At 68.3% G+C, this 24,558-nt stretch carries 21 protein-coding genes and 6 pseudogenes; 6 read left to right on the top strand and 21 right to left on the bottom strand.

Features of this window, described 5'->3' with window-relative positions; all coding sequences use genetic code 11:
• Positions 1-149: 149 nt before the first annotated feature.
• Positions 150-749 carry a hypothetical protein gene (locus tag ACWD6R_RS21015; protein WP_451820080.1) on the bottom strand — a complete coding sequence of 200 codons (600 nt, stop codon included), beginning with the start codon at positions 747-749 and terminating at the stop codon, positions 150-152.
• Positions 750-1,364: 615 nt separating this feature from the next.
• The gene (locus tag ACWD6R_RS21020; RefSeq protein ID WP_451820081.1) at positions 1,365-1,760 is read right to left on the bottom strand and encodes a hypothetical protein; all 396 of its coding nucleotides are present in this window, start codon (positions 1,758-1,760) and stop codon (positions 1,365-1,367) included.
• 34 nt (positions 1,761-1,794) lie between these two features.
• Between ACWD6R_RS21020 and metE the strand changes: the two are divergent.
• Positions 1,795-3,532: pseudogene (gene metE / locus ACWD6R_RS21025) on the top strand (5-methyltetrahydropteroyltriglutamate--homocysteine S-methyltransferase); the annotation flags it as partial.
• A gap of 668 nt (positions 3,533-4,200) precedes the next feature.
• On the opposite strand, the gene hydA reads toward metE, so the two are convergent.
• Both hydA and ACWD6R_RS21035 read right to left on the bottom strand, forming a co-directional pair.
• Complete coding sequence (gene hydA / locus ACWD6R_RS21030) at positions 4,201-5,592, bottom strand: dihydropyrimidinase (RefSeq protein ID WP_451820082.1); 1,392 nt, start codon at positions 5,590-5,592, stop codon at positions 4,201-4,203.
• A 186-nt stretch (positions 5,593-5,778) separates the two neighbouring features.
• Positions 5,779-6,252: pseudogene (locus ACWD6R_RS21035) on the bottom strand (amidohydrolase family protein); the annotation flags it as partial.
• Positions 6,253-6,697: 445 nt separating this feature from the next.
• Between ACWD6R_RS21035 and ACWD6R_RS21040 the strand changes: the two are divergent.
• The gene (locus ACWD6R_RS21040) at positions 6,698-7,777 is read left to right on the top strand and encodes a mechanosensitive ion channel family protein (RefSeq protein WP_451820083.1); all 1,080 of its coding nucleotides are present in this window, start codon (positions 6,698-6,700) and stop codon (positions 7,775-7,777) included.
• A gap of 290 nt (positions 7,778-8,067) precedes the next feature.
• Here ACWD6R_RS21040 and ACWD6R_RS21045 read toward each other — a convergent pair whose 3' ends face one another.
• From ACWD6R_RS21045 to ACWD6R_RS21070, 6 genes and pseudogenes are all read right to left on the bottom strand, one after another.
• Positions 8,068-9,351 (bottom strand): aspartate aminotransferase family protein, encoded by a 1,284-nt coding sequence (locus ACWD6R_RS21045; protein WP_451820084.1) that lies wholly within the window; start codon positions 9,349-9,351, stop codon positions 8,068-8,070.
• Positions 9,348-10,190: a nitrilase-related carbon-nitrogen hydrolase gene (locus ACWD6R_RS21050; protein ID WP_266979781.1), complete on the bottom strand. Its 843-nt coding sequence runs from the start codon at positions 10,188-10,190 to the stop codon at positions 9,348-9,350. Before ACWD6R_RS21050 ends, ACWD6R_RS21045 begins: the two co-directional genes overlap by 4 nt.
• A gap of 309 nt (positions 10,191-10,499) precedes the next feature.
• Positions 10,500-10,793, bottom strand: a pseudogene (locus ACWD6R_RS21055) (hypothetical protein); the annotation flags it as partial.
• Between the two features lie 142 nt (positions 10,794-10,935).
• Positions 10,936-11,325, bottom strand: coding sequence for a PPOX class F420-dependent oxidoreductase (locus ACWD6R_RS21060; RefSeq protein WP_451820085.1), 390 nt, complete (start codon positions 11,323-11,325; stop codon positions 10,936-10,938).
• A 10-nt stretch (positions 11,326-11,335) separates the two neighbouring features.
• On the bottom strand, positions 11,336-11,524 hold the full coding sequence (locus ACWD6R_RS21065; RefSeq protein WP_451820086.1) for a winged helix-turn-helix transcriptional regulator: 189 nt from the start codon (positions 11,522-11,524) through the stop codon (positions 11,336-11,338).
• A 168-nt stretch (positions 11,525-11,692) separates the two neighbouring features.
• Complete coding sequence (locus tag ACWD6R_RS21070; RefSeq protein WP_451820087.1) at positions 11,693-11,965, bottom strand: helix-turn-helix domain-containing protein; 273 nt, start codon at positions 11,963-11,965, stop codon at positions 11,693-11,695.
• A 75-nt stretch (positions 11,966-12,040) separates the two neighbouring features.
• Between ACWD6R_RS21070 and map the strand changes: the two genes are divergently transcribed.
• A complete protein-coding gene (map, locus tag ACWD6R_RS21075; protein ID WP_451820088.1) occupies positions 12,041-12,808 on the top strand; it encodes a type I methionyl aminopeptidase in 768 nt (255 codons plus the stop codon).
• A 103-nt stretch (positions 12,809-12,911) separates the two neighbouring features.
• Here map and ggt read toward each other — a convergent pair whose 3' ends face one another.
• A complete protein-coding gene (gene ggt, locus ACWD6R_RS21080) occupies positions 12,912-14,714 on the bottom strand; it encodes a gamma-glutamyltransferase (RefSeq protein ID WP_451820089.1) in 1,803 nt (600 codons plus the stop codon).
• Positions 14,715-14,818: 104 nt separating this feature from the next.
• Between ggt and ACWD6R_RS21085 the strand changes: the two are divergent.
• Both ACWD6R_RS21085 and ACWD6R_RS21090 read left to right on the top strand, forming a co-directional pair.
• Positions 14,819-15,169, top strand: a pseudogene (locus tag ACWD6R_RS21085) (hypothetical protein); the annotation flags it as partial.
• A 159-nt stretch (positions 15,170-15,328) separates the two neighbouring features.
• Entirely contained in the window at positions 15,329-16,012 is a 684-nt protein-coding gene (locus ACWD6R_RS21090) for a hypothetical protein (protein WP_451820090.1), read from the top strand.
• 59 nt (positions 16,013-16,071) lie between these two features.
• Here the strand turns inward: ACWD6R_RS21090 and ACWD6R_RS21095 are convergent, their stop codons facing one another.
• The 5 genes and pseudogenes from ACWD6R_RS21095 to ACWD6R_RS21115 all read right to left on the bottom strand — a co-directional run bounded on the left by ACWD6R_RS21095 (position 16,072) and on the right by ACWD6R_RS21115 (position 19,093).
• The gene (locus tag ACWD6R_RS21095; RefSeq protein ID WP_451820091.1) at positions 16,072-16,224 is read right to left on the bottom strand and encodes a hypothetical protein; all 153 of its coding nucleotides are present in this window, start codon (positions 16,222-16,224) and stop codon (positions 16,072-16,074) included.
• A gap of 76 nt (positions 16,225-16,300) precedes the next feature.
• A pseudogene (locus ACWD6R_RS21100) lies at positions 16,301-16,381 on the bottom strand (PhnA domain-containing protein); the annotation flags it as partial.
• Positions 16,382-16,515: 134 nt separating this feature from the next.
• On the bottom strand, positions 16,516-16,929 hold the full coding sequence (locus ACWD6R_RS21105) for a hypothetical protein (protein ID WP_451820092.1): 414 nt from the start codon (positions 16,927-16,929) through the stop codon (positions 16,516-16,518).
• Positions 16,930-17,165: 236 nt separating this feature from the next.
• A pseudogene (gene murJ / locus ACWD6R_RS21110) lies at positions 17,166-17,894 on the bottom strand (murein biosynthesis integral membrane protein MurJ); the annotation flags it as partial.
• A 26-nt stretch (positions 17,895-17,920) separates the two neighbouring features.
• Complete coding sequence (locus ACWD6R_RS21115) at positions 17,921-19,093, bottom strand: lipid II:glycine glycyltransferase FemX (protein ID WP_451820093.1); 1,173 nt, start codon at positions 19,091-19,093, stop codon at positions 17,921-17,923.
• Positions 19,094-19,320: 227 nt separating this feature from the next.
• On the opposite strand from ACWD6R_RS21115, the gene ACWD6R_RS21120 reads away from it, so the two are divergent.
• The gene (locus ACWD6R_RS21120) at positions 19,321-20,541 is read left to right on the top strand and encodes an Ig-like domain-containing protein (RefSeq protein ID WP_451820094.1); all 1,221 of its coding nucleotides are present in this window, start codon (positions 19,321-19,323) and stop codon (positions 20,539-20,541) included.
• 230 nt (positions 20,542-20,771) lie between these two features.
• Here the strand turns inward: ACWD6R_RS21120 and ACWD6R_RS21125 are convergent, their stop codons facing one another.
• The 5 genes from ACWD6R_RS21125 to ACWD6R_RS21145 all read right to left on the bottom strand — a co-directional run bounded on the left by ACWD6R_RS21125 (position 20,772) and on the right by ACWD6R_RS21145 (position 24,510).
• Positions 20,772-21,638 carry an amino acid ABC transporter permease gene (locus ACWD6R_RS21125; RefSeq protein ID WP_451820095.1) on the bottom strand — a complete coding sequence of 289 codons (867 nt, stop codon included), beginning with the start codon at positions 21,636-21,638 and terminating at the stop codon, positions 20,772-20,774.
• Positions 21,635-22,279, bottom strand: coding sequence for an amino acid ABC transporter permease (locus tag ACWD6R_RS21130; protein WP_451820096.1), 645 nt, complete (start codon positions 22,277-22,279; stop codon positions 21,635-21,637). Before ACWD6R_RS21130 ends, ACWD6R_RS21125 begins: the two co-directional genes overlap by 4 nt.
• 17 nt (positions 22,280-22,296) lie before the next feature.
• The gene (locus ACWD6R_RS21135) at positions 22,297-23,208 is read right to left on the bottom strand and encodes a glutamate ABC transporter substrate-binding protein (RefSeq protein ID WP_451820097.1); all 912 of its coding nucleotides are present in this window, start codon (positions 23,206-23,208) and stop codon (positions 22,297-22,299) included.
• 14 nt (positions 23,209-23,222) lie between these two features.
• Entirely contained in the window at positions 23,223-23,966 is a 744-nt protein-coding gene (locus ACWD6R_RS21140; protein WP_266979813.1) for an amino acid ABC transporter ATP-binding protein, read from the bottom strand.
• Between the two features lie 103 nt (positions 23,967-24,069).
• On the bottom strand, positions 24,070-24,510 hold the full coding sequence (locus ACWD6R_RS21145; RefSeq protein WP_359110648.1) for a DUF6278 family protein: 441 nt from the start codon (positions 24,508-24,510) through the stop codon (positions 24,070-24,072).
• Positions 24,511-24,558 lie beyond the last annotated feature (48 nt).

The raw sequence follows: 24,558 nt of genomic DNA on the forward strand, positions 1-24,558 counted from the left end.
AGCTTTCGCCTCCAGGTAGGTCAGGCGACCCAAGAACCTCCCTCCAAGTTCCTCCCGACTGCGTCGGGGATACAGCGAAGCGCCTCACGGCGCACACCGGACTTGACAGTCTCCCCCCGACGTCTCACCGCCAACTGCGCACGAGCTCGTCAGTCGTCGTCAAAGAGGGCCAGCTCGTCGTCCGTAAGCCGACCGAAGCAGGCTTCCTCTGTGATCACGACAGTGGACTGATTCAAGGACTTCAACCTGCTGTGCCGGGCGTTCAGGATCCAACCCTGCTTCTTGTACGTAGCCATGAAGTGCGAGCCGTCCTCTCCGATCGGCGCTTCCTCGGAAGGCTGTGTCTCTTGCCAACCTCGCGCTGCAAGGCCCGACAGCACGGTGTCGAGCTGCCGACGCACCTTGACCGGGTCGGTCTCGGAGGAGCTCCACGTCGCACTGGACGTCCAAGAGACCACACACGGTGTCAGTCGAGGCGCGAGGGCGGCCAGCGTCCGCTCTCTGTCAGTGGCTGCTGAGCGGGCCGAACGGTCGCCCACGGAGAATCCTGCCTTCGTCCTTCCTCCGGGCAGCCCAGCAGCCGAGATGGCCGCGTCCAGATCCGCATGCACTGCTTTCTGGCCGAAGGGTGCGGAGGATACAGCGGCGGTCGGAGCGGAACCCCCAACGCCGCCACCGCATCCGGCAACGAGAACGACCCATGCAGCGGCCGCCGCTACCCGTCCGACTCCGATCACGGTGGTGCGCATGCGCTCTTCTCCCAGTGCGAGGGCCGCCGGAAACGGCGCATCCGGTACCGGCTGAGGGATTCTCGCACGATGGGTTCCCGGCCTTCCCCGCAAGGGTGCCGAGGGAGGTAGGGAGGTCAGGGCCGGGGCCGACCACCAACGGGCCGCCTCGCGTCGATGCCGATCGCGCGGAACCCGGACATCCCCCGTCGAACGGCAGCCTGTTCCCTTGCTCGTCCAGTTCGTCGCTCAGTAGCACCGGGATCGCCGCGCCCCATTCCCGCATCGCGTTGGCCAGGCTGGACCCCATGTGCGCGATCCCGCTGCGGTCGGAGATCGACGGGAACAGGTACTTCCGGCTGCGGGAGGGAACCTCCAGCTGACGTCGACGGGCCTGCCAGGTCCTGATCACTGCGGCGGTCTCGCGGGTGATGGGCAGCTTGCGGCCGTAGCGGCGCTTCTTGACGTTGTCCCAGATGAGGGTGTTCTCGTCCGCGCGGGTCTCCAGGCACTTCAGCCGCAGGCGGGCGATCTCGATGGGACGGCGGCCGGTGTCGCGCAGGACCAGGTAGGCCGTCTGCATCATCAGCTCGATGTCCGCCGGCTCCATCTCTCCGTAGGAGAAGCCGACGCCCATCAGGGCAAGGTGGGCATCGAGTCGGGCGATGACGGGCTCAGGGACGGCCCGGCCGGCAGCATCCTCGCTCGTCTCCTCGGGCGGCAGGACCAGTGTCTTGTCCCGGTCGAAGCTTGGAGCACCCGCTTTGCGGTGCGCCGCGGTACGACCAACACCAGCCGCGGGGCGGCCAGGATGCTCATCGCCTGGTCGATGTACTCGAACGCCCCGAACAGGTAGCGGAGCATGCGGATAGCGCAGATCTCCGGCTCGTCGGAATCCAGGATGCCGCCGGCCAGCTCCAGGTTGATGGCCTCCTTCTCGCGTTCGTAGTCGTTGAGGAGCTCATCCGCCAGGTAATCCGGGTTACGCAGCCAAAAGTCGAGCTTCTGCAGCCGACCCTCAGCGCGCAGCACAGCTACCGCATCCTTTGGTGCAGCCTGCTGCTCTGCGCCGCTGACGCTGCTGGACCGGCTGCTGCCTGTGTACGCCGAGGTCCTCGCGGACCTGCGCGCGGCCGGCGCCGAATGGGTGCAGATCGACGAGCCCGCCCTCGTCCAGGACCGCTCCCCCGCCGAGCTCAACGCCGTCGCCCGCGCCTACCGTGAGCTCGGCGGCCTCACCGACCGCCCCCAACTGCTGATCGCCTCGTACTTCGACCGCCTCGGTGACGCGCTTCCTGTACTGGCCAAGTCTCCGGTCGAGGGCCTCGCCCTCGACTTCACCGAGTCCGCGGCCGGTAACCTCGAAGACCTGGCAGCGGCTGGCGGCCTGCCCGGCAAGCGCCTGGTGGCGGGCGTCGTCAACGGCCGCAACATCTGGATCAACGACTTCGAGAAGTCCCTCGCCACGCTCGGCACACTCCTCGGGTTCGCCGAGCGCGTCGATGTCGGCGCCTCCTGCTCCCTGCTGCACGTCCCGCTGGACGCCGCAGCCGAGCGCGACATCGGTCCGCAGATCGCCCGCTGGCTCGCCTTCGCCCAGCAGAAGACCGCGGAGATCACGGTCCTGGCCCGCGGGCTGACCGACGGAACCGACGCCATCACGGCCGAACTCGCCGCCAACAAGGCTGCTCTGCAGTCCCGTTCACGGTCCGAGCTGACCAAGGACCCCGCCGTACGGTCCCGTACCGCGGCGATCACCGACGCGGACGGACGCCGCTCAGCGCGCGCACCTCAGGCTGCCCCTGCTGCCGACAACCACCATCGGTTCCTTCCCGCAGACCACCGAGCTGCGAACCGCACGGGCGGACCTGCGAGCCGGACGGATCGACTCGGCAGGATACGACGAGCGAATCAAGGACGAGATCCGCGAGGTCTTCTCCTTCCAGGAGAAGGCCGGGCTCGACGTCTTGGTGCACGACGAACCCGAACGCAACGACATGGTGCAGTACTTCGCCGAGCAGCTCACCGGCTACCTGGCCACCCAGCACGGCTGGGTCCAGTCCTACGGCACCCGTTACGTCCGGCCGCCCGTCCTCGCGGGCGACATCTCACGTCCCGAGCCGATGACGGTGCGCTGGACGACGTACGCGCAGTCACTGACCGAGCGGACCGTCAAGGGCATGCTCACCGGGCCGGTCACCATGCTCGCCTGGTCCTTCGTCCGCGACGACCAGCCACTGGGAGACACAGCCCGCCAGGTCGCCCTCGCCCTGCGCGACGAGGTGAACGACTTTGAGAACGCAGGCACTTCCGTGATCCAGGTCGACGAACCGGCCCTGCGCGAAAACCTGCCACTGCGTACCGCCGATCACACCGCATATCTCGAATGGGCCACCGAGTCCTTCCGGCTCACCACCAGTGGCGTGCGACCGGACACCCAGATCCACACCCACATGTGCTACGCGGATTCGGCGACATCGTCCAGGCCATCGACGACCTCGACGCCGGCGTCATCAGCCTGGAAGCCGCCCGCTCCCACATGCAGGTCGCCCACGAACTGGCCGAGCACAGCTACCCGCGCGAGGCCGGCCCCGGCGTCTACGACATCCACTCACCCCGCATCCCGAGCACCGAAGAGGCAGCAGCACTCCTCCGCAAGGGACTCGATGCCATCCCGGCCGAGCGGCTGTGGGTCACACGGGCTGCGGCGACGAGGTTCTCGAGGGATGCCCGGGTCTCGGGCCAGCCGCGGGTCTTCTGGCCGCAGTCAGATCCGCACGGATCTGGCCACCAAGGACGCCTGACCGCCCTGCGTTGGGGCCGGACACCTGCGGGTGCCCGGCCCCGGCCGGCCGCGCCGGAGCGCCGCAGACCCGAAGCCGCGTCGCGGAAGGACGGCGTGTGGCGTAGCCGCGACCCCGGCGCATGGTCATGGACGGTCAGCCCATGGTGGCCCTGACTCCCAACGAATACAACAGTCTTGCCGCCTGTGGGGGGCCGGTGCGGGGCTATCCAGTGGGGAGGATGGCAGGTATTACGACCAATCACGCTGCAGAGCACATCGGCATCAGCGGCCGTGAACTCATGAACGCCCGTGCCGCGACACCATCGACTGCCCACCCCAAAAGGGCGATATGTGCCAGCGCCTGGACCGCCTCGCGATTGCCGAAGGGGCTGAAGGCCACACAGCCCGTAAGAGCTCGAAGCAAGCGTCATCCGAGCGTCAAGAATCTTCAGCAGCGCCACTCCGCTCACGGCCTCAGGACCACACTCTGCCGCGAACTCGCAGGTCGAAGCGTTTAGTGCAGGCGCTCTCCCCCTCGACCCGTTGCACGGAGGGAAACAGGTCGAGTGACCCACCCGAGCCACATAACCGCAGGTCAGGCGCCCTTGTCGGCAGGCTCCAGAATGGCTACGCACTCCACGTGCGAGGTCATCGGAATCACGTCGGCCGGAGCAGGATCAGGAACCCTCAGTTCGCATACTGGCAGATCCCTCGCGGCAGGTAGGTGCCGTGCCCCGCGTGACCCACGTAGCTGCGGTTGTCGATCACCGGAACGCCGCGGGAGAGCACCGTCTCCACCCGCCCCGTCACGCGCTTGCCCTCGTAGGCCGAGTAGTCGACGTTCATGTGGTGCGTCTCAGCGGACACGATTTGCTCGGCATGCGGGTCGTAGACGACGATGTCGGCGTCGGCCCCTGGGGCGATCGTGCCCTTCTTCGGGTACAGGCCGAACATCCGCGCCGGCGTCGCGCAGGCGATTTCAATCCAGCGACGACGACTGATGTGCCCGTCGACAACGGCCTGATGAAGCAGGTCCATGCGGTTCTCGACACCCGGCATGCCGTTCGGAATCTTCGAGAAGTCCCCCCGCCCCATCTCTTTCTGGCCCTTGAAACAGAACGGACAATGGTCCGTGGAAACCACCTGCAGATCATTCGTACGCAGTCCACGCCACAATGCCGCCTGGTGTTCCCTCGGCCGCAGCGGAGTGGAGCAGACGTACTTAGCGCCTTCGAAGTCAGCTTCCGCCAGGTTGTCAGTCGACAGGAAGAGGTACTGTGGGCAAGTTTCGCCGAAGACAGGAAGGCCCTCGTCCCGAGCTCGCGCCAATTCGGCGACGGCCTCCTGCGCCGACACGTGCACGACGTAGAGAGGAGCGCCCGCCACCTGGCTCAGCTTAATCACTCGATGCGTCGCCTCCGCCTCAAGAAGCGCCTTCCGAACCTCACCGTGATAGCGCGGATCCCTCTCACCACGTGCCAGCGCCTGCTCCACCAACACGTCGATTGCGAGGCCATTCTCCGCGTGCGTCATGACCAGCCCACCGTTCGAGCCGGCACGCTGCATCGCCCGGAGAATCTGACCGTCGTCGGAGAGAAATACCCCCGGGTACGCGGTGAAGAGCTTGAACGAACTAAGGCCGGCCGAGACGAGTCTGTCCATTTCCTTGAGCGAGGACTCGTTCACGTCTGACATGATCATGTGGAACGCGTAGTCGATCGCGCACTTTCCATCCGCTTTCTCATGCCACGCATCGAGCCCCTCGCCAAGCGATCCGCCCTTGGGCTGAATGGCAAAATCGATGATGGTCGTCGTGCCGCCCCAGGCCGCAGCCCGGGTACCGGTCTCGAAGGTGTCGGAGGCGAAGGTGCCACCGAACGGCATCTCCATGTGGGTATGGGCGTCGACACCCCCTGGGATCACGTACTTCCCCGCAGCGTCGATGACACGGTCGGCCGTCCACTCATGGCTGTCATGGGTGGTCATGGCCACGACGCGGCCACCGTCGACGAGCACGTCGACATGCAGCTCGTCGGAGGCCGTGATGACCAGGCCGCCGGTGATCAGAGTGCGTGCCATAGCTTCTGCTCCATTCTCGTCGGATACGGGGTACTCGCTCGTGGGCCGTTCTGCATGCCCGATGCGTCCGATGGGGCGTCGCCGGCGGGGCGGATGAGGGGATACCGCCCCGCCGACAGGCTGAGATCAGCGCGTTCTTGCAGGTCAGATCCCTACTCGGGCTGAACTTTCCTGGTCACGCGAGCCAATGAAACCCTTGAAGGACGTGACGCCCTCCGAGACGAGGAGGTCCATCTCCTTGAGCGAGGACTCGTTCACATCGGAAAGGATCATGTGGAAGGCGTAGTCGATGGCGCAGTTGCCGTCGGCCTTCGCATACCAGGCGTCGAGTCCTTCGCGGACCGCGCGCCCCACGGTCTGGATGGCGAAGTCGACGATCGTGGTGGTGCCGCCCCAGGCGGCAGCCCTGGTCCCGGTCTCGAAGGTGTCGGCTGCATAGGTGCCGCCGAAGGGCATCTCCATGTGCGTGTGCGCGTCGACACCGCCCGGGATGACGTACTTGCCGGTGGCGTCGATGGTCCGGTCGGCGGTCCAGCTCGTGGCCGCGTCGGTGCCGTGCGCGGCGAGCGCGGCGATGCGGCCGCCCTCGATGAGTACGTCGGCGTGGAGTTCGTCGGACGCGGTGACGACGAGGCCGCCGTGGATGACGGTGCGGCTCATGTACCCCTCCTCACTCTGGCGGAATGGGTCTACGCACGTAGACATGGTGCGTGGTGAAGAACGTAGAAGTGGGTTACCCACTGTGGCAATACCGCTGCGGCTAACCGCTGAAGACGTTTCCGTTTCCGGGCATGGCGTACACCGTCGGCCCAAAGCCGGCGCGCCCTCACGACCGGATCACCGCAGGAAGGCCCCCGCACTCTGATCCGCCATCAGTATTTCCGCCCTGCGTGAGCCGACGCAGGGTCAGCCGCAGCGCGTTCGAACGCGTACGGCAGGATGGGCGATCGCGTCGGACCCCAGTCCGCACATCCGTGTCTCCCGACGCGAACCGCACACCCGAGAATCGAACAGGTAAAACGGTGACAAAGCATCCCGTCCGGCGCCCGGAAACGGCGGCGGTTCCCCCCATCGGTCGTGTTCCCCGGACAGCGGGGGCGGAACGGTGAACCGGGCCCTCACTCTGCACGACTTGATCGTCGCCGGTATTGCGGTGGCCGCCGGCATCGCGGCGGGCCTCCTGCTGCGCGTGACGCTGCGATGGCTGGGAGAACGAGCCAGCAGGACGCGATGGAGCGGTGACGACGTCATCGTCGACGCCTTGCGGACCCTGGCGCCCTGGGCTGCGCTGGCCGCCGGCGCGGCGGCGGCAGCCACGGCGCTTCCGCTGACCGCCAGGGTCGGGCACCACGTCAATATGACACTGACCGCTCTGCTCATCCTGGCCGCGACACGCACGGCGGCCCGGGTGATCACCGGTCTGGTGCGGTCCGTGGCGCAGTCCAGGTCGGGGGTGGCCGGATCGGCCACGATCTTCGTCAACATCACGCGCGTCGTGGTGCTGGCGATGGGTTTCCTCGTCATGCTCCAGACGCTGGGCGTCTCCATCGCGCCTCTGCTCACCGCGCTGGGCGTGGGCGGTCTGGCGGTCGCCCTGGCGCTGCAGGACACGCTGGCCAATCTGTTCGCGGGCGTGCACATCCTCGCTTCGAAGACGGTGCAGCCCGGCGACTACATCCGGCTCAGCAGCGGTGAGGAGGGCTATGTCGTCGACATCAACTGGCGGAACACCGTGGTGCGTCAGTTGTCGAACAACCTCGTGATCATCCCGAACGCCCGGCTCGCCGGCACCAACATGACCAACTTCAACCGGCCGGAACAGCAACTTTCGATCACGGTCCAGGTGGGTGTCGGCTACGACAGTGACCTCGAACACGTCGAGCGCGTCACGGCCGAAGTCGTCGAGAACGTGATGACCGACATCACCGGCGCCGTACCCGACCACGAACCGGCCATCCGGTTCCACACGTTCGGGGACTCCAGGATCAACTTCACGGTCATTCTGGGGGTCGGCGAGTTCAGCGACCAATACCGGATCAAGCACGAGTTCATCAAGCGCCTGCACGCGCGATTCCGGGCCGAGGGCATCACGGTCCCCGCTCCGACGCGCACCGTGACCGTGCAGCCGGGAGCGACACCGGTCACGATCCCCCACCAGCGCGAGGCGACGCAGTCGATGTCGTAGCCGTGGTCGCGTCGCCGTCATGCGGCCGATCGCGACTGCCTGGTCACACCACGCCCACGCCCATGCCACCTGACCTCAAATGAACCCGCCCGGACGGCCGGGCTGACCGAGCCACCCCGACCGGCCGGATCCCGCACCTCCGCGGGTCCGGCCGCGCTCCTCCCCCGCCGGGTCACCGTGTCAGGGCGCATCTGCGGGCCCCCGGGCGCAGCTCCCGAACCGGTGGGCGGGGGCGTGGTAGCGGTCCAGTCGCACAGGCACGACCGGCCCGCCGGCACACCCCCGTCGCCTCACCCCGCCGCCCGCAGCGCGGCGGCGAGGATCTCCGCGCCCTCCTCCGCCTCGGCGATGGACAGCGACAGCGGCGGGGCGATCCGGAGCACGCTGGTGTTGTGCCCGCCGCCCTTGCCGAGGAGCAGCCCGCCCTCACGGGCCGCTTCGAGCACAGCGGTTGCCGCCTCCGGGTTGGCCTCGTCGGTGCCGGGTTTCACCAGCTCGATGCCGATCATCAGGCCCCGGCCGCGCACCTCCCGCACGCACTCCGAGCCCGCGCCGATCGCCCGCAGCCGCTCGATGAGCAGCCCGCCGACGCGTCGGGCGTTGCCCTGGAGGTCGTGGTCCAGCAGGTACGACAGGTTGGCGAGGCCCGCCGCCATGGTGACCGGGGAGCCGCCGAACGTCGAAATGGAGTTGGCGTCCAGGCAGTTCATGACGTCGGCGCGGGCGACGACGCCACCGATCGACATGCCGTTGCCGATGCCCTTGGCGAAGGTGAGGATGTCCGGCGGGCCGTTCCGGGAGTGAGCCTGCCAGCCCCAGAAGTGTTCGCCGGTACGGCCCCAGCCGGTCTGCACCTCGTCGGAGATCCACAGGATGCCGTGCCGGTTCAGGACTTCGCGGAACGCCGCGAACAGGCCGTCGGGCGGGGAAGTGAACCCGCCGACGCCCTGGATGGGTTCGGCGATCAGCGCGGCGGCGCCGCGGGTGTGCCCGAGCAGGTCCTCCAGATCGGCCACGCACGCCTTGATGAACTGTGCGTCGCTGAGTTCCGCGTACGGGCCCCGGGTCCGGACCCCGCCGTGGACGTACAGCGTCTGCAGCGGGGACAGACTCGTCGGCGACCAGGCCTTGTTGCCGGTGATGGCGACGGCCGAGAACGACCTGCCGTGGTAGCTGTTGCGCATCGCGAGGATCTGGTTCGACCTGCGGTACGTGGTGGCGAGCAGCAGCGCCGTGTCGTTGGCCTCGGTGCCCGAGGTGGTGAAGAAGACCCGGGCGTCGGGGATGCCGGAGAGCGTGGCGATGCGCTCGGCAAGTTCGACCATCGGCCGGTTGAGGTACAGCGTCGAGGTGTGGATGATCCGCCCGGCCTGCTCGGTGACCGCCTTCGTCACTTCGGGCAGCGCGTGAGCGGTCATCGTGGTGAGGATGCCGCCGAAGAAGTCGAGGTAGCGCTTGCCGTCCGCGTCCCAGACATGGCGGCCCTCACCGTGGGTGATCTCCAGCGGATGCCGGTAGTAGAGCGCGAGCCATTCGGGGCTGACGGCGAGGTGGCGGTGGTGGAGACTGCTCACGGCTCCACCAGTCCCTCGTACGCGTCGGGGCGGCGGTCCCGGTAGAACGCCCACTGCTGGCGCACTTCCTCGATGAGACCGAAGTCGAGGTCGCGGACGAGGAGTTCCTCCTCCTTGTCGCTGGCCACCTCCCCGACGAACTGGCCGCGCGGGTCGACGAAGTAACTGGTGCCGTAGAAGTCGTTGTCGCCGTACTCCTCCTGGCCGACGCGGTTGATCGCGGCGACGAAGTACTCGTTGGCCACGGCGGACGCGGGCTGTTCCAGCTGCCAGAGGTAGCTGGAGAGGCCGCGCGAGGTCGCGGACGGGTTGTATACCAACTGGGCGCCATTGAGGCCGAGTTGACGCCACCCCTCGGGGAAGTGCCGGTCGTAGCAGATATAGACACCGACCTTGCCGACGGCGGTGTCGAAGACCGGCCAGCCGGCGTTTCCGGGCTTGAAGTAGTACTTCTCCCAGAACCCCTTGACCTGCGGGATGTGATGCTTGCGGTACTTGCCGAGGTACGAGCCGTCGGCGTCGATCACCGCGGCGGTGTTGAAGTAGAAGCCGGACTGCTCGATCTCGAAGACCGGCACGACGATCACCATGCCCGTCTCGCGGGCGAGCTCCTGCATCCGCCGGACGGTCGGCCCGTCCGGGACGGCCTCGGCCCAGCGGTAGTGCTCGGGCTCCTGCACCTGGCAGAAGTAGGGGGCGTTGAACACCTCCTGGAAGCCGATGATCTTCGCCCCCTGCCGGGCGGCCTCGCGAGCATGTTCCTCATGCTTGGCGATCATGGATTCGGTGTCGCCGGTCCAGGTCGCCTGGACGAGTGCGGCGCGTACGACGTGGGACATGAGCTGCTCCTTCGACGCGGCGTCAGAGAGCCTCTACGTGTTTTCTACGCACGTAGATTCGATGCACAGGAGGAGAACGTAAGCCCCGCCACACGGCGGGGCAAGACCATCGCCGTGAACCGGCCGAGTCGATCATGTTTCGTACCCGTGCGGTTCACACTCTCTCTTCCTTCCCCCGGGGAGAGCAGATGCCACGCCGACAGGCCAACCCGGCACGGAAGCAGGTACGGGTGATGGGCTCGTGAACCGCGCTCCACACCGTGCCGTCGGCGCTCGCCGCAAGGGCGTTCAAGGACAGCGCCCTGCCGGCCGTAAGCCGCCCCGGGCCGCGTGGGCGGCGGCCGACGCGGAGTACAGGGCGGCGGCGCGTACCGACTCGTGTTCCGCGAACCCCGTGCCGCGTTCTGCGGCCAGATCCTGGAGCGGCGACTCCACCACGTCCCACGGCGGGATCTCCGCCCCGTCGAGGCAGGCCCGCATACCCTCGGGGTCGCGCCGGCAGAACTCCCCGTACCAACCGCGCCCGGGGTCGAGCAGATCCGTGAGATTCCGCAGATACGTCACGAACTCGGCTATTTTCGCAGCAAGTTGATGCACCGTCATCGACGCCCTCACCCACCGTCGACTGGAGCGTTCCAGTCCGCAGGCATTCGACCGCAGGCGTGTTACGGGACGGCTACGCCCGCTTTCCACTGGGGTGCGGTCCGCGCACGGCCGGAAGCATGCACGCCCCCGCAGCCGCCGCTCAGAAGGTGACGGCGATCCCGGCGTGCGGCCGCTTGCCGAGGCGTACGACCATGGCCGGCCAGTCGACCAGCCAGAACTTCCAGGTGTACTTGCGGGCCAGCGCCCCGCGTACGGCACGCGTCCCCGCCTCGTCGAGCAGCCGCGCCGTACCCTCGGCGCCCGGCGCGCCGTCGGCGATCCGGCCCCGCACGTCGCAGACGGTCACCGTGACCCGGCTGTTGTTCCGGATCCTTTTGACCTTCCACGAGTCGCTCCGGGTCCAGATGAACAGCTCCTCGCCGTCGGCCGCCGCCCACACGGGCGTGGCGACGGGCGTGCCGTCCTTCCGGTACGTGGTCAGGCTGACGTACTCGCTGCGGTCGAAGTCCTGGAGTGTCTGAGGAGTCACGGGCGTGACCCTACGCGTCCTGTCTACGGGACACGTATGCCTCGCGCGCGCTCACCAGCTCCGGAAGATGCTCCCGGGTCCACGCGCAGGCCGTGTCGAGCGGGCCGAGCAGGGAGCGGCCCAGCGTCGTCAGTTCGTACTCGACCCGCGGTGGCCGCTCGTCGTGGACGGTGCGGGTGAGGAAGCCGTCCCGCTCCATGGCCCGCAGCGTCTCGCGGCACCTGGCACATCTCGCACCTGAACCTGGCGATCGCGCTGCTCGACGAGATCGACACACCGCGCCACCACCGCATTCAGCTGGCGGTCGCCGACTGAGCAGCCCCGGGACTGCCCGGCGCCACCCGGCGCCACCCGGCGTCACCCGGCGCTACCCGGCCAGCCGGACGGCCGCGTCCGGTTCCTCGGCGCAGCGGATCAGCAGATCGTCCATGGAGAGGCCGAGCGCGCCGGCCAGTGCCGCAACGGTGAAGAACGCGGGGGTCGGGGCGCGACCGGTCTCGATCTTGCGCAGCGTCTCGGCGGAGATTCCGGCGCTCGCGGCGATCTCGACCATGCTGCGCGCGCCTCGCGCCTCGCGGAGCAGGCGGCCGAGCCGTTCGCCGCGAAGGCGCTCTTCCGGGGTGAGAGGCGTTCGTACCATGCCGCCATTCTAGTGCCGGCGCCATTCTCATACCGCCGTTATTCTCATACCGCTTCGACCGGTATAGTAATTGGCATGGTGCAACTCAAGACGGATACATCCATAGAGGCGATGCGTGAGACCGGGCGGGTCGTGGCCCAGCTCCTGACAGCCGTACGGGAAGCGGCGGCGGTCGGTGTGTCGCTGCGCGAACTCGACGAGGTGGCGCGCGGAGTACTGCGCGAGGCGGGCGCCGGTTCGCCGTTCCTGAACTACAGGCCGCACTTCGCACCCACCCCCTTCCCCGCGGTGATCTGCACGTCCGTCAATGACGCGATCGTGCACGGTATCCCGACCGACCAGCGGCTGCGCGACGGCGATCTGGTGAGCATCGACGCAGGCGCGACGCTCGACGGCTGGGTCGGCGACTCGGCCGTCAGCTTTACCGTCGGCCGCGCCCGGCCCGCGGACACCCGGCTGATCGACACGGCGTTCGCCGCACTGGACGCGGGGATCGCGGCGGCGGTCGTCGGCAACCGGATCGGGGACATCGCACACGCGATCGGAACGGTCTGCCGGACCGCCGGATACGGCATTCCGGAAGGGTTCGGCGGCCACGGCGTGGGCCGCTCCATGCACGAGGACCCGGCCGTCCCCAACGAGGGACGACCGGGTCGTGGCATGCCGTTGCGGCACGGAATGGTGCTGGCGATCGAGCCGATGCTGATCGGCAGCGGCCGGGACGCGTTCCATCCGGACCGGGACGGCTGGACGCTGCGCACCTCCGACGGCAGCCGGGCGGCGCATGCCGAGCACACGGTGGCGATCACGGACGCGGGGCCCCGCGTCCTCACCGCCCTCTGAACAACCCGTACCCATGTCCCCGTCACGGCCACGGGGCCGGCCCGTGGCCGCCTTCCGGCCCCGAACCAGCCTCGTGGGTCACCTTATTGACGCATGATCATATTCAGTCGCTCGGCGTCACGACCATGGCGGATCCGCCGCCGCGCCGCACCTTCTCCGCCGCCGCGAGCCACCGCCCGTCCGGCAGCCGCTGCACACCGGTGGCCGCCCCGATCTCCGGGTTCAGTTTGAAGGCATGGCCGAGCGACTCCAGTTCCGCCCGCAGCGGACTGTTCCACAGCGCGGGTTCGAGCTCGGTCGTCGGCGAGTTGCGCTGACTGGCGCGTGGCGCCGCGATCGCATCGACGAGCGGAAGACCGCGGTCGACCGTGCCGATGAGCGACTGCAGCACCGTGGTGATGATCGTCGCGCCGCCCGGCGACCCCAGGGCCAGTACCGGCTGCCCGTGCTTCAGCACGATCGTCGGCGAGATCGACGACCGCGGCCGCTTGCCCGGACCCGGCAGATTCGGGTCGTGCACCGCCGGGTTGGCGGGCGCGAACGAGAAGTCCGTCAGCTCGTTGTTGAGCAGATATCCGCGCCCCGGCACGGTGATGGCGCTGCCGCCGGTCTGCTCGATGGTCAGGGTGTAAGCGACGACGTTGCCCCACTTGTCGGCGGCCGTCAGATGCGTGGTGTTCTCCCCCTCGTACGTCGTCGGGGCGGCCGTTCCACGGTTCGCACAGTCGGCCGGACGGCGCGGGTCGCCGGGGGCGAGCGGGCTGGTCAGCACCGCGTCATCCTTGATCAGGCACTCCCTCGAGTCGGCGAACCGCCGGCTCAGCAGTCCGCGCGTCGGTACGTCCTCGAAGGCCGGGTCGCCGACCCACCGCCCGCGGTCCGCGAACGCGATCCGGCTCGCCTCGATGTAGCGGTGCAGATACCGGGCCTCGCTCGCCCGCGAAAGATCGGTGTTCTCAAGGATGTTGAGCGCCTCGCCCACGCTCGTACCACCGGACGAGGACGGCGCCATGCCGTACACGTCGAGCCCCCGGTAGCCGACCTTGGTCGGGGCCTGCCGCAGAGCACGGTAGGAGCGCAGGTCCTTCGCCGTGAGATCACCGGGGCGCACCACCCGGCTCGCCTTCGGGTCGACAGGCGGGTTGCGGACGGTCCGGACGACGTCGTCGGCCAGGTCGCCGCGGTACAGCTCGTCGATGCCGTCGCGGCCCACCTTCTCGTACGTACGCGCAAGGTCGGGGTTCTTGAAGACGGAGCCGACCACGGGCAGTTGCCCGCCCGGCAGGAAGAGCTTCGCGCTGTCCGGGAAGTCGGCGAACCGGGCCTGGTTCCCCTCGGTCTGCGAACGGAATGTGGAGTCGACGACGAAGCCGTCCCTGGCGAGCCGCTCGGCCGGCTTCAGCAGCCCGCTCAGTGGCTTGCTGCCCCAGGCGTCGAGCGCGGTGGCCCAGGTGGCCGGGGTGCCGGGCGTGCCGACGCCCAGACCACTGGTGACGGCGTCCGCGAATGCGAGGGGCTTGCCTTCCTCCAGGAAGAGGGAGGAGTCCGCGCTGCGCGGCGCGGTCTCGCGGCCGTCGATGGTCTCCACGGTGTGCTTCTTGGCGTTGTAGTAGACGAAGTAGCCGCCCCCGCCCAGGCCCGCCGAGTACGGCTCCGTCACGCCGAGCGCGGCCGCGGTCGCCACGGCGGCGTCCACAGCGTTGCCGCCCTTGCGGAGAACCTCGATCCCGGCGGCCGTGGCGTCCGCGTCGACGCTGGCGACGGCGCCGCCGTAGCCCACGGCGACGGGCGACTTGGGGGGCGGCGATATCGGCGGTGCGGACGAGGGCGGTGCGGCCGCCCCGACCGAGACAACAGCGGCGAGAACACCCAACAACGACACATTCCGCGCGACGGAACGTCGCATGCGCACCTCCAGTGAAGGATCGTCCGCGCAGGGTAACTCCACCTCATACGTCTCGTCAGGACCGCAGTGACCATGGATCCGAATCACCGATTACATGCCCGCCCATGACTGACGACGTACGCAACATCGTGCTCGGCGTCATAGCCGCCGGCATCAGCACCGCCCTCGGCTGGATCGCCCGTACCTATCTCTGGGGCCGCAAGCTCCGCCGCAAACAGGCGTTCTTCGGACTGCCCGGGAACTCCGAGTGCCTGCTCGTCGTCAACCGCGACGCGGGCGGCGACGGCGCCGTCCACCGCCACGACGTCTACGCCCTGCTCGAACTCTCCGCGCTGATCAAGGACTGCTCGGCCCACGCGCAGATCCTCTCGCACGACGTCACCCAGCAAGCCTTCGGCGAGCGCACCGAGTTCTGCGTCGGCGGTCCGGTCTCCAAGGTGCTGAGTTCTCCACACCCGCACTGCGTCGGCCTGGCCAACGCAAATCCCGAGACGGGATGAGGCAGCGGCAAGCCTCCAGGGCCTCCCCGCCTGTTCCCGGCCGGTCGCCGATGGCTCCGGGCCGGGGACGGCACCGCAAGACCTGACGTGGGCGACTGCTTATAGATTGATCGAATGAGCGATCAACACGGTTCAGGTCTACGGTGGATCGGCGAGCACGCCTACAAGGACGCGAAAGGCCGTATGCCGGGGATGCTCCGCGGCATTTCCCTGACGGCTGCCCGCGGCGTGGACACGGAAGAGTTCCTCGTCCGGCTCGGCGCAGATCCTGAGCAGTTCGAATGCGGGGACCTGTACAAGGAGCGCCACGAGCTCGCCATACCCCCAGACATGCAGGACTTCAGCCGCGCCATGTACGGCATATGCGGCGGCTGGCTGTACGTCCTGGAGGACGCGTGGGCCGCCACCTGGTCCCTCGGCTACCGCGAGGTACCGGAGATGGATCCCCTCGTCGGCGAGGAGATCATCTGTCTCACCCTGAATCTCGGACCGGGCCCCTCCCGGATCCTGCACGCCCCGGGCGACGACGGCCGCACCTGGCAGGCCGAGTTCGCCGAGAGCACCAGCCGGAACTCGAAGCTCGACACCGCCCTGCATGCTTCCGGGGCCGTCTTCCCCACCGCCTACAACGGCGTGCACACCCAGGAGGAGGCGTCGCGGTACTTCGAGGAGCACCACCGCGACATCCCGGCCCGCGTGTTCGCCGGCGTAGGCGACTACTGCGGCCTCACGATCGACCGAGCCGCGGTGGAAGCCGGAACGCTTCCGCTCGTCCTGCTGCCGGTCCCGCAGCTCTGAGACGGGAAACGGCGCGGGCCCCCAAGGAGGAGCCCGTGCCGGCTGCTATCCGGTGGCGGCTACTTCGCGGTCATTGTGCAGATCACCGGGTTGAGCGGTGTACCGAACGCGTCGGTATGGTCGCACGGCCCGGTCATGCGGGAGTCGAGCCAGCAGGCGTCCTTGTCCATGATGCGCATCTGCTTCATGAAGCTGGTGAAGTTGCCGCCCATCGTCTCCTGGTTGTGGATTCCGGAGACCCCTCGGCCCTGCGGTCGCGTGAGTCTCGCGGAACGGGCCGCTGTGCGGTCAGGCTTTCTTGACCACGCTCGACTTGAGCTGCATCGCCCCGAAGCCGTCGATCTTGCCGTCGATGTCGTGGCCGTCGACGCCGTCCTCCCCGTCGCTGCCCAGGCGAGCGGCGCCTTTGGCGGTTCGGGCGGGGAGTGCGATGGGGTGCGGACGTCATGGTGGGTGGTTGCCGCCGAGAGGGAGAGGGCTGCCGCGCTCACGTCCCGGCGCGCTCAGCGCAGCGGCGTCCACCGCTCGGGCTCCATGAGGAACGGCTGCTCCGGGTTGTCCCATACGAGGCAGCCGTGGATGGTGCCCGGCACGTCACCGCCTACGGTGAGCAGAGGTCCTGTGCCGAACTCCAGTGCGTCGGCGTGTGCTTCGAGCAATGCAGCGATGGTGCGGGGGCCGCTGGCGATAAGGGTCGCGGGCTCGTACTCGTCCCATCGCGCGAGTGCCCCGGCGTTGGCGGGGTCCGCGGCGACAAGACAGCACGACATCATGTCGGTGGGTTCGGTGGCCAGCCAGGGCAGGTAGCTCCGCTGGCGGCCGCTGCCGATGTTCGGGTCGGTGAGCCGCCGGTACTGGGCGACGATCCGGTCCAGGTCGAGCAGGGCCTGGTTCGAGAGGAACTTGGTGTTCGCCACTTCGCCCTCCTCGTCCTCCTCGATCTCCGCGGGCTCGGCAGCCACGCCGTTGTGCAGCATGAGCAGGGTCGTCGGTTCGGCGGGGAACGTGAGGCCGAGTTCGTTTCCGCGGCGCGGATCGCGGCCTCGGAGGCGGGCGGTTGGAGGCTCTGCCAGGACAGCGGGGCGTTTTCTTCCAGCCAGCTTTCGATGCGGCCGAAGGCGCGCAAGACGTCGTCGCTCACCAGGTCTTCCTTTCGAAGGGGGCCGCTCCCCCGCCAGTCGAACCGGGGCCGCCAGCGGAACTTCGCCGCCCGGAGCGCGGGCACCAGGGCCAGCGTCTGCACGACGATCCCGGCGGTCGTCCCCCAGCCCAGCAGCCGGGCATGGGTGGCGGTCAACTCCCCGCCGGAACCTGCCACGACCACCAGATAGAGCCCGAACACCGCGATGATGACCACGTTGTTGAGGACGGGGGTCCACATCATCGCGCCGAACCGGTTCCGGGCGTTCAGTACTTGGCCGAGGAGGGTGAAGAGCCCGTAGAAGAGGATCTGCGGCAGGCAGTAGCGGGCCAGCGCGATCGTGAGCTCCGCCTGCTCCCCGGAGTAGTCCGTGTAGGTGCCGACGATCAGCGGGGCGCCGACGACAGCGAGCGCGGTGAGGGCGACGAGGCCGACCGTGCAGACGGTGAGCAGCCGGTCGGTGTACGCGGCGCCGTCGTCGCTGTGTTCCCTGGCGGCCCGCACCAGCTCCGGGACGAACACGGCGTTGAGGGCTCCGCCGATCAGGAGCATGTAGAGGATGTTGGGGACGGTGTTGGCGACCGTGTAGCCGTCGGCCGTGAGTCCGGTACCGAGGGCGGCGACGACGACCGCCGAGCGTACGAACCCGGTCGCCCGGGAGACGACCGAGCCCGCGGCCATGACGGCGCCGCTGCGCAGCACCGAGCCCGGCTTCTGCCGTCCCTCCGGCCTCTCCTGCACGACTGTCCCGGTCGTCCGCGCGGTGGTCACCGGCGGGCCAGGTACGCCTGGAACGCCCTGTACAGCGTGTTGTTGGCGGCTCCGCCCACCGATGTCTCCCACTCCCCGAGGGTCTCGACGACCTGCCCACCGGTGCCGAGCTTCCAGCGCAGCAGTCCGAAGGAGCGGTCGTCGGGGTCAAGGGTGGAGGGGACCCCGCGCATGTCGTACAGCTCGGCGCCGAGGGCGTGCGCATCGAGCATCATCCGCCACTGGAGGGCGTTGCTGGGGCGGACCTCGCGCCGGTGGTCGGCGGACGCGCCCGTCTGGTACCAGACCTGCCGCCCGGCGCTGATCATGGTGTGCGCCGCGAGGATCTCGCCCTCGTGGACGGCGAGATAGAGCTGCATCCGGCCGGGCTGTTCGGCGTTGAGCACGGCGTACTGCCGCTGGAAGTACGCGAGAGAGCGGCCGAGCCGGAAGCCGTCGCGCTTCTCGGTGATCCGCAGCAGCCGGTGGAACTCGGGCAGCTCCGCCGCGCCGCCGACGACGATCCGGACACCGGACTTCTCGGCCTTGCGGATGTTGCGGCGCCATTCCTGGTTGAGCCCCGCCCACAGGTCGTCAGGGGTGCGTCCGGCGAGCGGCACCTGGAAGACGTAGCGCGGCTGCGCGTCGGCGTCGTTGCTGGCGCCGCCGTCCCCGCCGCACCGCCGCCAGCCGCGCGCCCGGAGCCGGTCGGCGACTGCCGTGCCGAGCGGGTCCACCTCGGTCGCCAGCACATCGCGGACCTTCCGGCCCGGCCCGGTGGCCGCCTTGAGCCGGGCGGTGTCCCAGCGGCGGTACGCCGGTGACGGCCCCATCCGTACGGCGAAGGCGCCCGCCTTCCGCAGATGCGCCATCAGCGGCCGCAGCCAGCGGTCGATGTCGGGATCGGCCCAGTCGGCCACCGGCCCTTCCGGCAGATAGGCAAAGTATTTACGGGTGCCCGGGAATTGCCGGTAGAGGACCAGGGCACTGCCGGTCAATTCACCGTCGGCGCCGTGCCATCCGACCATTTCCGACGTCCATTGGTCCTTCACTCCGGCCCAGGAGGGATACTGCAGAAAGCTCGCCCCGGGCCGCGCGGTCACACCCGCCCGGTGCTCGGCGGCGGTGAGGCTGCGTATCCGCATCCCCTGTTCACCTCTGCGGTCACCGGTCGCGAGCAGCGCTGACATATCCGTGGCCCTCCCCTGGTCCCGCCCCTCCATTCGGCTCGGCGGGGCTGCACAGGATGCTCACAGCGGTCCATGACGGGTCCGAGCGGCGCATGTGACGAAACGATGACCGTTGCGCTCCATTCCTTGTCACACAACGGAATCCATGGTTTGTCAGGGATTCGAGGAACCTAAAGTCTGGTGAATGCCTCTCCACCGGTGAGAAGCACAGCCCTGGAGGTTTTTCGTTGTCCGCTGCACACCGGCACATACGCCGTACCGCACCCCTGGCCCGCCCGGCCCGGCTCACCCTGATAGCCGGAACGGTGGTGCTCGGCGCCGCCCTGACCGCCTGCTCCGGCGGCGCTGCCGCATCGGACGCCGGCTCCGGTCACGCCGCCGGGACTTCTCAGGCTCCGGACACCAGGATCTCGGTGAACCTCCAGGGCTCCAGGGCCAGCGCGGGCAAGCCGGTAAAGGTGACGTTGGCCGCCGGAAAGCTGAAGACGGTGAAGGTGACCGCCGCCGAGGGTGACGCGCTCACCGGCCGGATATCCGGCGACGGCCGCAGCTGGACCTCGGACCGGGTCGCCGCACCCGGCACCGAGTACAGCGTCGAGGCGACGGACACCAGGGGTGGCACGGACCGCGCCGGCTTCTCGACAGCCGAGGCCGACAAGGTCAACAAGCTGACGCTCGCCCCCGGCAAGAACACCACGGTCGGCATCGCCCAGCCGCTGTCGATCGTCTTCGACAACCCGGTGAAGGACAAGGCGGCGGTCGAGAAGGCACTCAAGGTGTCCACGTCGAACAACACCGAGGGTTCTTGGGGCTGGCTGCAGGACTACTCCGGCAAGGACCGCGTCGACTGGCGGCCCAAGGATTACTGGAAGTCCGGTACCCGCGTCACGCTCGACGCCGACCTGGGCGGCATCGACTCCGGAACGGCCGGCGGCTGGTTCGTGCGCGACTACCGGACGACCTTCACCATCGGCCGCAACCAGGTGGTCAAGGTCGACCTCGACCGTCACCGGCTGGCGCTGCACCGGGACGGGACGACGGTCATGGACGTGCCGATGTCGGCGGGCACCCCGGGCGGCCAGAAGGCGTCCTGGCGGGGCACGGCCGTACTGATGGCGAAGGAGGGCACGATCAACATGCGCTCCGAGACGGTCGGTCTGGGCGATGCGTACGACAAGATGGTCGACTCGTCGATGCGGCTGACCTGGTCGGGGATGTACGCCCATGCCGCGCCGTGGAACGCCGCGTACTTCGGGGTCGCCAATCACAGTTCCGGCTGCGTGGGAATGAGCAATGCGAACGCCGCGGAGCTGTTCAAGAAGGCCCAGGTCGGCGACCCGTTCGAGATCACCGGCGCGGACGCCAAGGGGACGGTCGCGGAGGGCAACGGCTACGGCGCGTGGAATGTGTCCTGGTCCGACTGGCAGGCGAAGAGCGCGCTCAGCTGACCCGTTTCCCTGCTCCCGGTCCCCGGCCGCCCGGCCGGTCATCGGCTCGCCCTGGTGATCGACACCGTCGACCCCCTGTACATCGAGCGCAACCCTGCCGGCGCACAGCTGACCTTCTCCTCGCCGGGCGCGGACCCCTCGTACCTGTCCGTCCCGTTGCGCGAGAAGTGATCACCGGCTGCTGCCGGGCGGGTACCGCTCCTCCGGACCGCCGTACGGCCGGTCCCGGGCTACTGCACTCTTGGCAGCAGCGTTCCTGGTTCGGCCGGTGCGACTTCCACGGCCTCCGTCTTCGGACTGCGCCGCTCCCGCTTGGCCACCCAGGTGGCGAACCAGGAGAGCAGCATGCACATCCCGATGTAGATCGGCGAGATCACCATCACCACGGGGATGAAGGGAAGATCGTAGTCGAGGTTGGACGCGATGAGTTTGCCCGCGTGGAGGAACTCCTCGTACGTGATCAGATAGCCGAGCGAGGTGTCCTTCAGGGCCACTACCAACTGGCTGATGATGGTGGGCAGCATGGCGCGAACCGCCTGCGGGGCCAGCACGAAGGTCATGACCTGCGTCTTGCGCATCCCCAGTGCGTACGCGGCCTCGCGCTGGCCGCGCTCCACCGAGTTGATGCCGGTACGGAACACCTCGGCGAGCACCGAGCCGTTGTAGAGGGTCAGTCCGGCGACCAGCGCGGGCAGCGGCTGTACCTTGAGCGCCACGAAGATGAAGAAGATCATCACCAGGACGGGCATGGCCCGGAAGAACTCCACGACGAGCGTCGCCAGCCGGCGCACCGCCCGGTGTTCGGAGAGCCGGCCGACGGCCAGGACCGCACCGAGGGCCAGTGAGAGCACCGCCGCGTAGGCGAATGCCTTGAGTGTGTTGCCCAGCCCGCGCAGCAGGAGTTCCTGGATGCCCTTGTACTCGAAGGGGGTCCACTTGGCGCTGGTGAACTGCTCGGTCTTGAAGAGCAGATAGATGATCCAGCCCACCAGGGCGACGATCAGGGCCGTCGAGACGATTCCGTACACGAAGTGGCGTTTGCGGGTCCGCGGGCCCGGGATGTCGTAGAGCGCGGTGGCGGCCGCCGTGTGGGTCATCGGGCCACTCCGTAGCGCTTCTCCAGCACGTTGAAGAGCGCGCTGATGGACAACGTGATGATGAGGTAGCCGACGGCGATCCAGACGAAGGTCCAGATGATGCTGTAGCCCAGCTCGTTGAGGGTCTTGTAGGTGCCGAGCAGTTCGGTGACGCTGAACGCCCCCGCGATCGCCGAGTTCTTGGCGAGCGCGATGAGCGTCGAACCGACTGGGGGGATCACCGAGCGGAACGCCTGCGGCAGCACCACGTTGCCCAGCGTCTGCCCGAAGGTCATTCCGAGACTGCGGGCCGCCTCGCCCTGCCCCTGCGGCACGGTGTTGATGCCGGAACGGATCACCTCGCAGATGAACGCGGAGGTGTAGCAGCCGAGCGCGAGGATCGCGAAGACCTTGAACGGCAGGACCAGACCGAAGCGCGGCAGACCGAGCAGGACGGCGAAGAAGAGCAGGGTCAGCGGGGTGTTGCGCAGCACCGTCACCCAGACGGTGCCGAACACCCGCAGCGAGCCGACGGGCGCCACTCGGAACGAGGCCATGACGAAGCCGAGGACCAATGCCAGGATCGAGGCGTAGACGGTGAGTTCGAGGGTGCCGAGGAAACCTTTGGCGTAGAGCGAGAAGTTCTGTGTGAGTACGTCCATGGTCCTGGCCCGTCCCCTCAGGTCGCCGGGTAGCGGTCGATGGGCGGCGGAGTCGGCGCGGGCACTCCGGACAGGCCGAGCGTGGCTTCGAACGCCTTCTTCCAGTTGCCGTTCTTCTCGTTGGCCTCAAGGGCGTCGTTGAGCGCGAACCGGAGCGCGTTGTCCCTGCGCGGGACGCCGATGCCGTACGGCTCCTCGGAGAACGGCTTGCCGACCACCTTCAGCTCCTTGGGCGCCTTGGCCGCGAAGCCCAGCAGGATGGCGTCGTCGGTGGTGACGGCGTCGACCTGGTACGTCAGCAGGTTGTCGACGCAGATCGAGTACGTGTCGTACGCGACCAGGATCGCCTTCGGGTAGTCGGCCGCGATGCGCTGGTACGGGGTCGAGCCCGCGGCCGAACAGACGGTCCTGCCGGCCAGGTCCTGCGGGCCGTTGATGTCGTGCTCGTCCGTGCGGACGAGCAGGGACTGGCCTGCCATGAAATACGGCCCGGCGAACCCGACGAGCTTCTTGCGCATGTCGTTGATGGTGTAGGTGCCGACGTAGTAGTCGATCTGCCCGTTCTGCAGCGCGGTCTCGCGGTTGGCGGAGGCGATCGTCCTGAAGCGGATCGTCTTCGGGTCGAAGCCGAGCGAGGCCGACATCATCCGGGCGATCTCGATGTCGAATCCGGAGTAGATACCCGTGGCCGGGTCCTTCTCGCCCAGATAGGGCTGGTCCTCCTTGGCCCCGACCCGGAAATATCCGCGCTTCTTGGCCTTCGTCCAGGTCTTCGATTCGGGCAGCCGGAAACCGGTGTCGACCTTGTAGACCGGCAGCTGGCCGGGCTTGGGCCCCTTCACCGGAGGGCTGCCCTCCTTCCCGCAGCCGGCGGCGAGGACGGCCAGCAGAAGGCCCGCGCAGGCGGCCAGAATTTTTCTCGTACGCAACAGGGAGCCTCCCGTCAGTGCTTGAGGATCTTGGACAGGAAGTCCTTGGCCCGGTCGGTCTCCGGCGCGGTGAAGAAGGCCTCCGGGGTGCGGTCCTCGACGATGCGGCCGTCGGCCATGAAGACCACGCGGTTGGCCGCGGACCGGGCGAACCCCATCTCGTGGGTGACGACGACCATGGTCATGCCGTCCCGGGCCAGCTGCTGCATGACCTCCAGCACCTCGTTGATCATCTCCGGGTCGAGCGCCGAGGTCGGCTCGTCGAAGAGGAGGGCCTTGGGGTCCATGGCGAGGGCGCGGGCGATGGCCACCCGCTGCTGCTGACCGCCGGAGAGCTGGGCGGGGTACTTGTCCGCCTGGGAGGCGAGCCCGACCCGCTCCAGCAGCTCCCGGGACCGCAGGTCGCACTGGTCCTTCTTGCGCTTGCGGACCTTGAGCTGGGCGAGCGAGACATTGGCCAGCACGGTCTTGTGCGCGAAGAGATTGAAGGACTGGAAGACCATCCCGACTTCGGCCCGCAGCTCCGCGAGTCCCTTGCCCTCCTCCGGGAGGGGCCTGCCGTCGATGGCGATGTAGCCCGACTCGATCGTCTCGAGCCTGTTGATGGTCCGGCAGAGCGTCGATTTGCCCGAGCCGGAGGGGCCGATGACCACCACCACCTCCCCGCGGCCGACGGTGAGATTGATGTCCTGCAGTACGTGCAACTTTCCGTAGTACTTATTGACGTCCCGCAGCTCGATCAACGGATCGACGGCCATACGCTGCCCTACCCACTTATCGCTGTGTCGAGGTCAGCGCAAACTATCCATCCGGCAAGGGACTTCGCACTCGACACGCACAAATGGGGTATAAGGCGTTTTATTAGCCTTCGGCTGACTCCGCGTACACCTGCGAGAGCTCAGGGCTGCCGGCCATCGCCCAGTCGAGCCCAGCCTCGACGACATCGATCTCCCGCCCGGAGGCGAGCCGCACCACCGGCTGCCCGCTGGGCCAGATGTGCCAGACGGCACCGGGGACGTTCCGCACCAGGACGGTTCCGAGGTACAGCCCGGCGTCGTTACCCAGCCAGGGCAGCTCCTCGGGGTCGTCCCGCCAGCGGGGCGGCAGTTGGTCGAGCGCCGTCAACGAGGCCGGAGTGTCGTCGAGTTCGAGCCCTCGCTGCCCCACTCGGACACGCAGCAGCTCGCACTCGGCGAGCAGCTCGGCCACGCCGTCCGGGTCGGCCTCGACGGCGGCCGCGAGGCCTGCTCCGCGCCTACCGTCGTGACGCTTACGCCAGTTGTCCAAGAAGGGGATGTTCATAACACTCAGGGTCGCATCCCGGCCCGGTTACGCACCACAGGGCGCGCG

This window comes from Streptomyces sp. NPDC005151, from assembly GCF_053599875.1.

Bases quoted from the DNA above. Each gene is read 5' to 3' on its own strand.
- ACWD6R_RS21125 (WP_451820095.1), bottom strand. From the start codon at position 21,638: ATGACCCACACGGCGGCCGCCACCGCGCTCTACGACATCCCGGGCCCG.
- ACWD6R_RS21090 (WP_451820090.1), top strand. From the start codon at position 15,329: ATGAGCGATCAACACGGTTCAGGTCTACGGTGGATCGGCGAGCACGCC.
- ACWD6R_RS21050 (WP_266979781.1), bottom strand. From the start codon at position 10,190: ATGTCCCACGTCGTACGCGCCGCACTCGTCCAGGCGACCTGGACCGGC.
- ACWD6R_RS21115 (WP_451820093.1), bottom strand. From the start codon at position 19,093: ATGTCAGCGCTGCTCGCGACCGGTGACCGCAGAGGTGAACAGGGGATG.
- ACWD6R_RS21140 (WP_266979813.1), bottom strand. From the start codon at position 23,966: ATGGCCGTCGATCCGTTGATCGAGCTGCGGGACGTCAATAAGTACTAC.
- ACWD6R_RS21130 (WP_451820096.1), bottom strand. From the start codon at position 22,279: ATGGACGTACTCACACAGAACTTCTCGCTCTACGCCAAAGGTTTCCTC.
- ACWD6R_RS21015 (WP_451820080.1), bottom strand. From the start codon at position 749: ATGCGCACCACCGTGATCGGAGTCGGACGGGTAGCGGCGGCCGCTGCA.
- hydA (WP_451820082.1), bottom strand. From the start codon at position 5,592: ATGGCACGCACTCTGATCACCGGCGGCCTGGTCATCACGGCCTCCGAC.
- ACWD6R_RS21070 (WP_451820087.1), bottom strand. From the start codon at position 11,965: ATGGTACGAACGCCTCTCACCCCGGAAGAGCGCCTTCGCGGCGAACGG.
- ggt (WP_451820089.1), bottom strand. From the start codon at position 14,714: ATGCGACGTTCCGTCGCGCGGAATGTGTCGTTGTTGGGTGTTCTCGCC.
- ACWD6R_RS21095 (WP_451820091.1), bottom strand. From the start codon at position 16,224: ATGGGCGGCAACTTCACCAGCTTCATGAAGCAGATGCGCATCATGGAC.
- map (WP_451820088.1), top strand. From the start codon at position 12,041: ATGGTGCAACTCAAGACGGATACATCCATAGAGGCGATGCGTGAGACC.
- ACWD6R_RS21065 (WP_451820086.1), bottom strand. From the start codon at position 11,524: ATGGAGCGGGACGGCTTCCTCACCCGCACCGTCCACGACGAGCGGCCA.
- ACWD6R_RS21145 (WP_359110648.1), bottom strand. From the start codon at position 24,510: ATGAACATCCCCTTCTTGGACAACTGGCGTAAGCGTCACGACGGTAGG.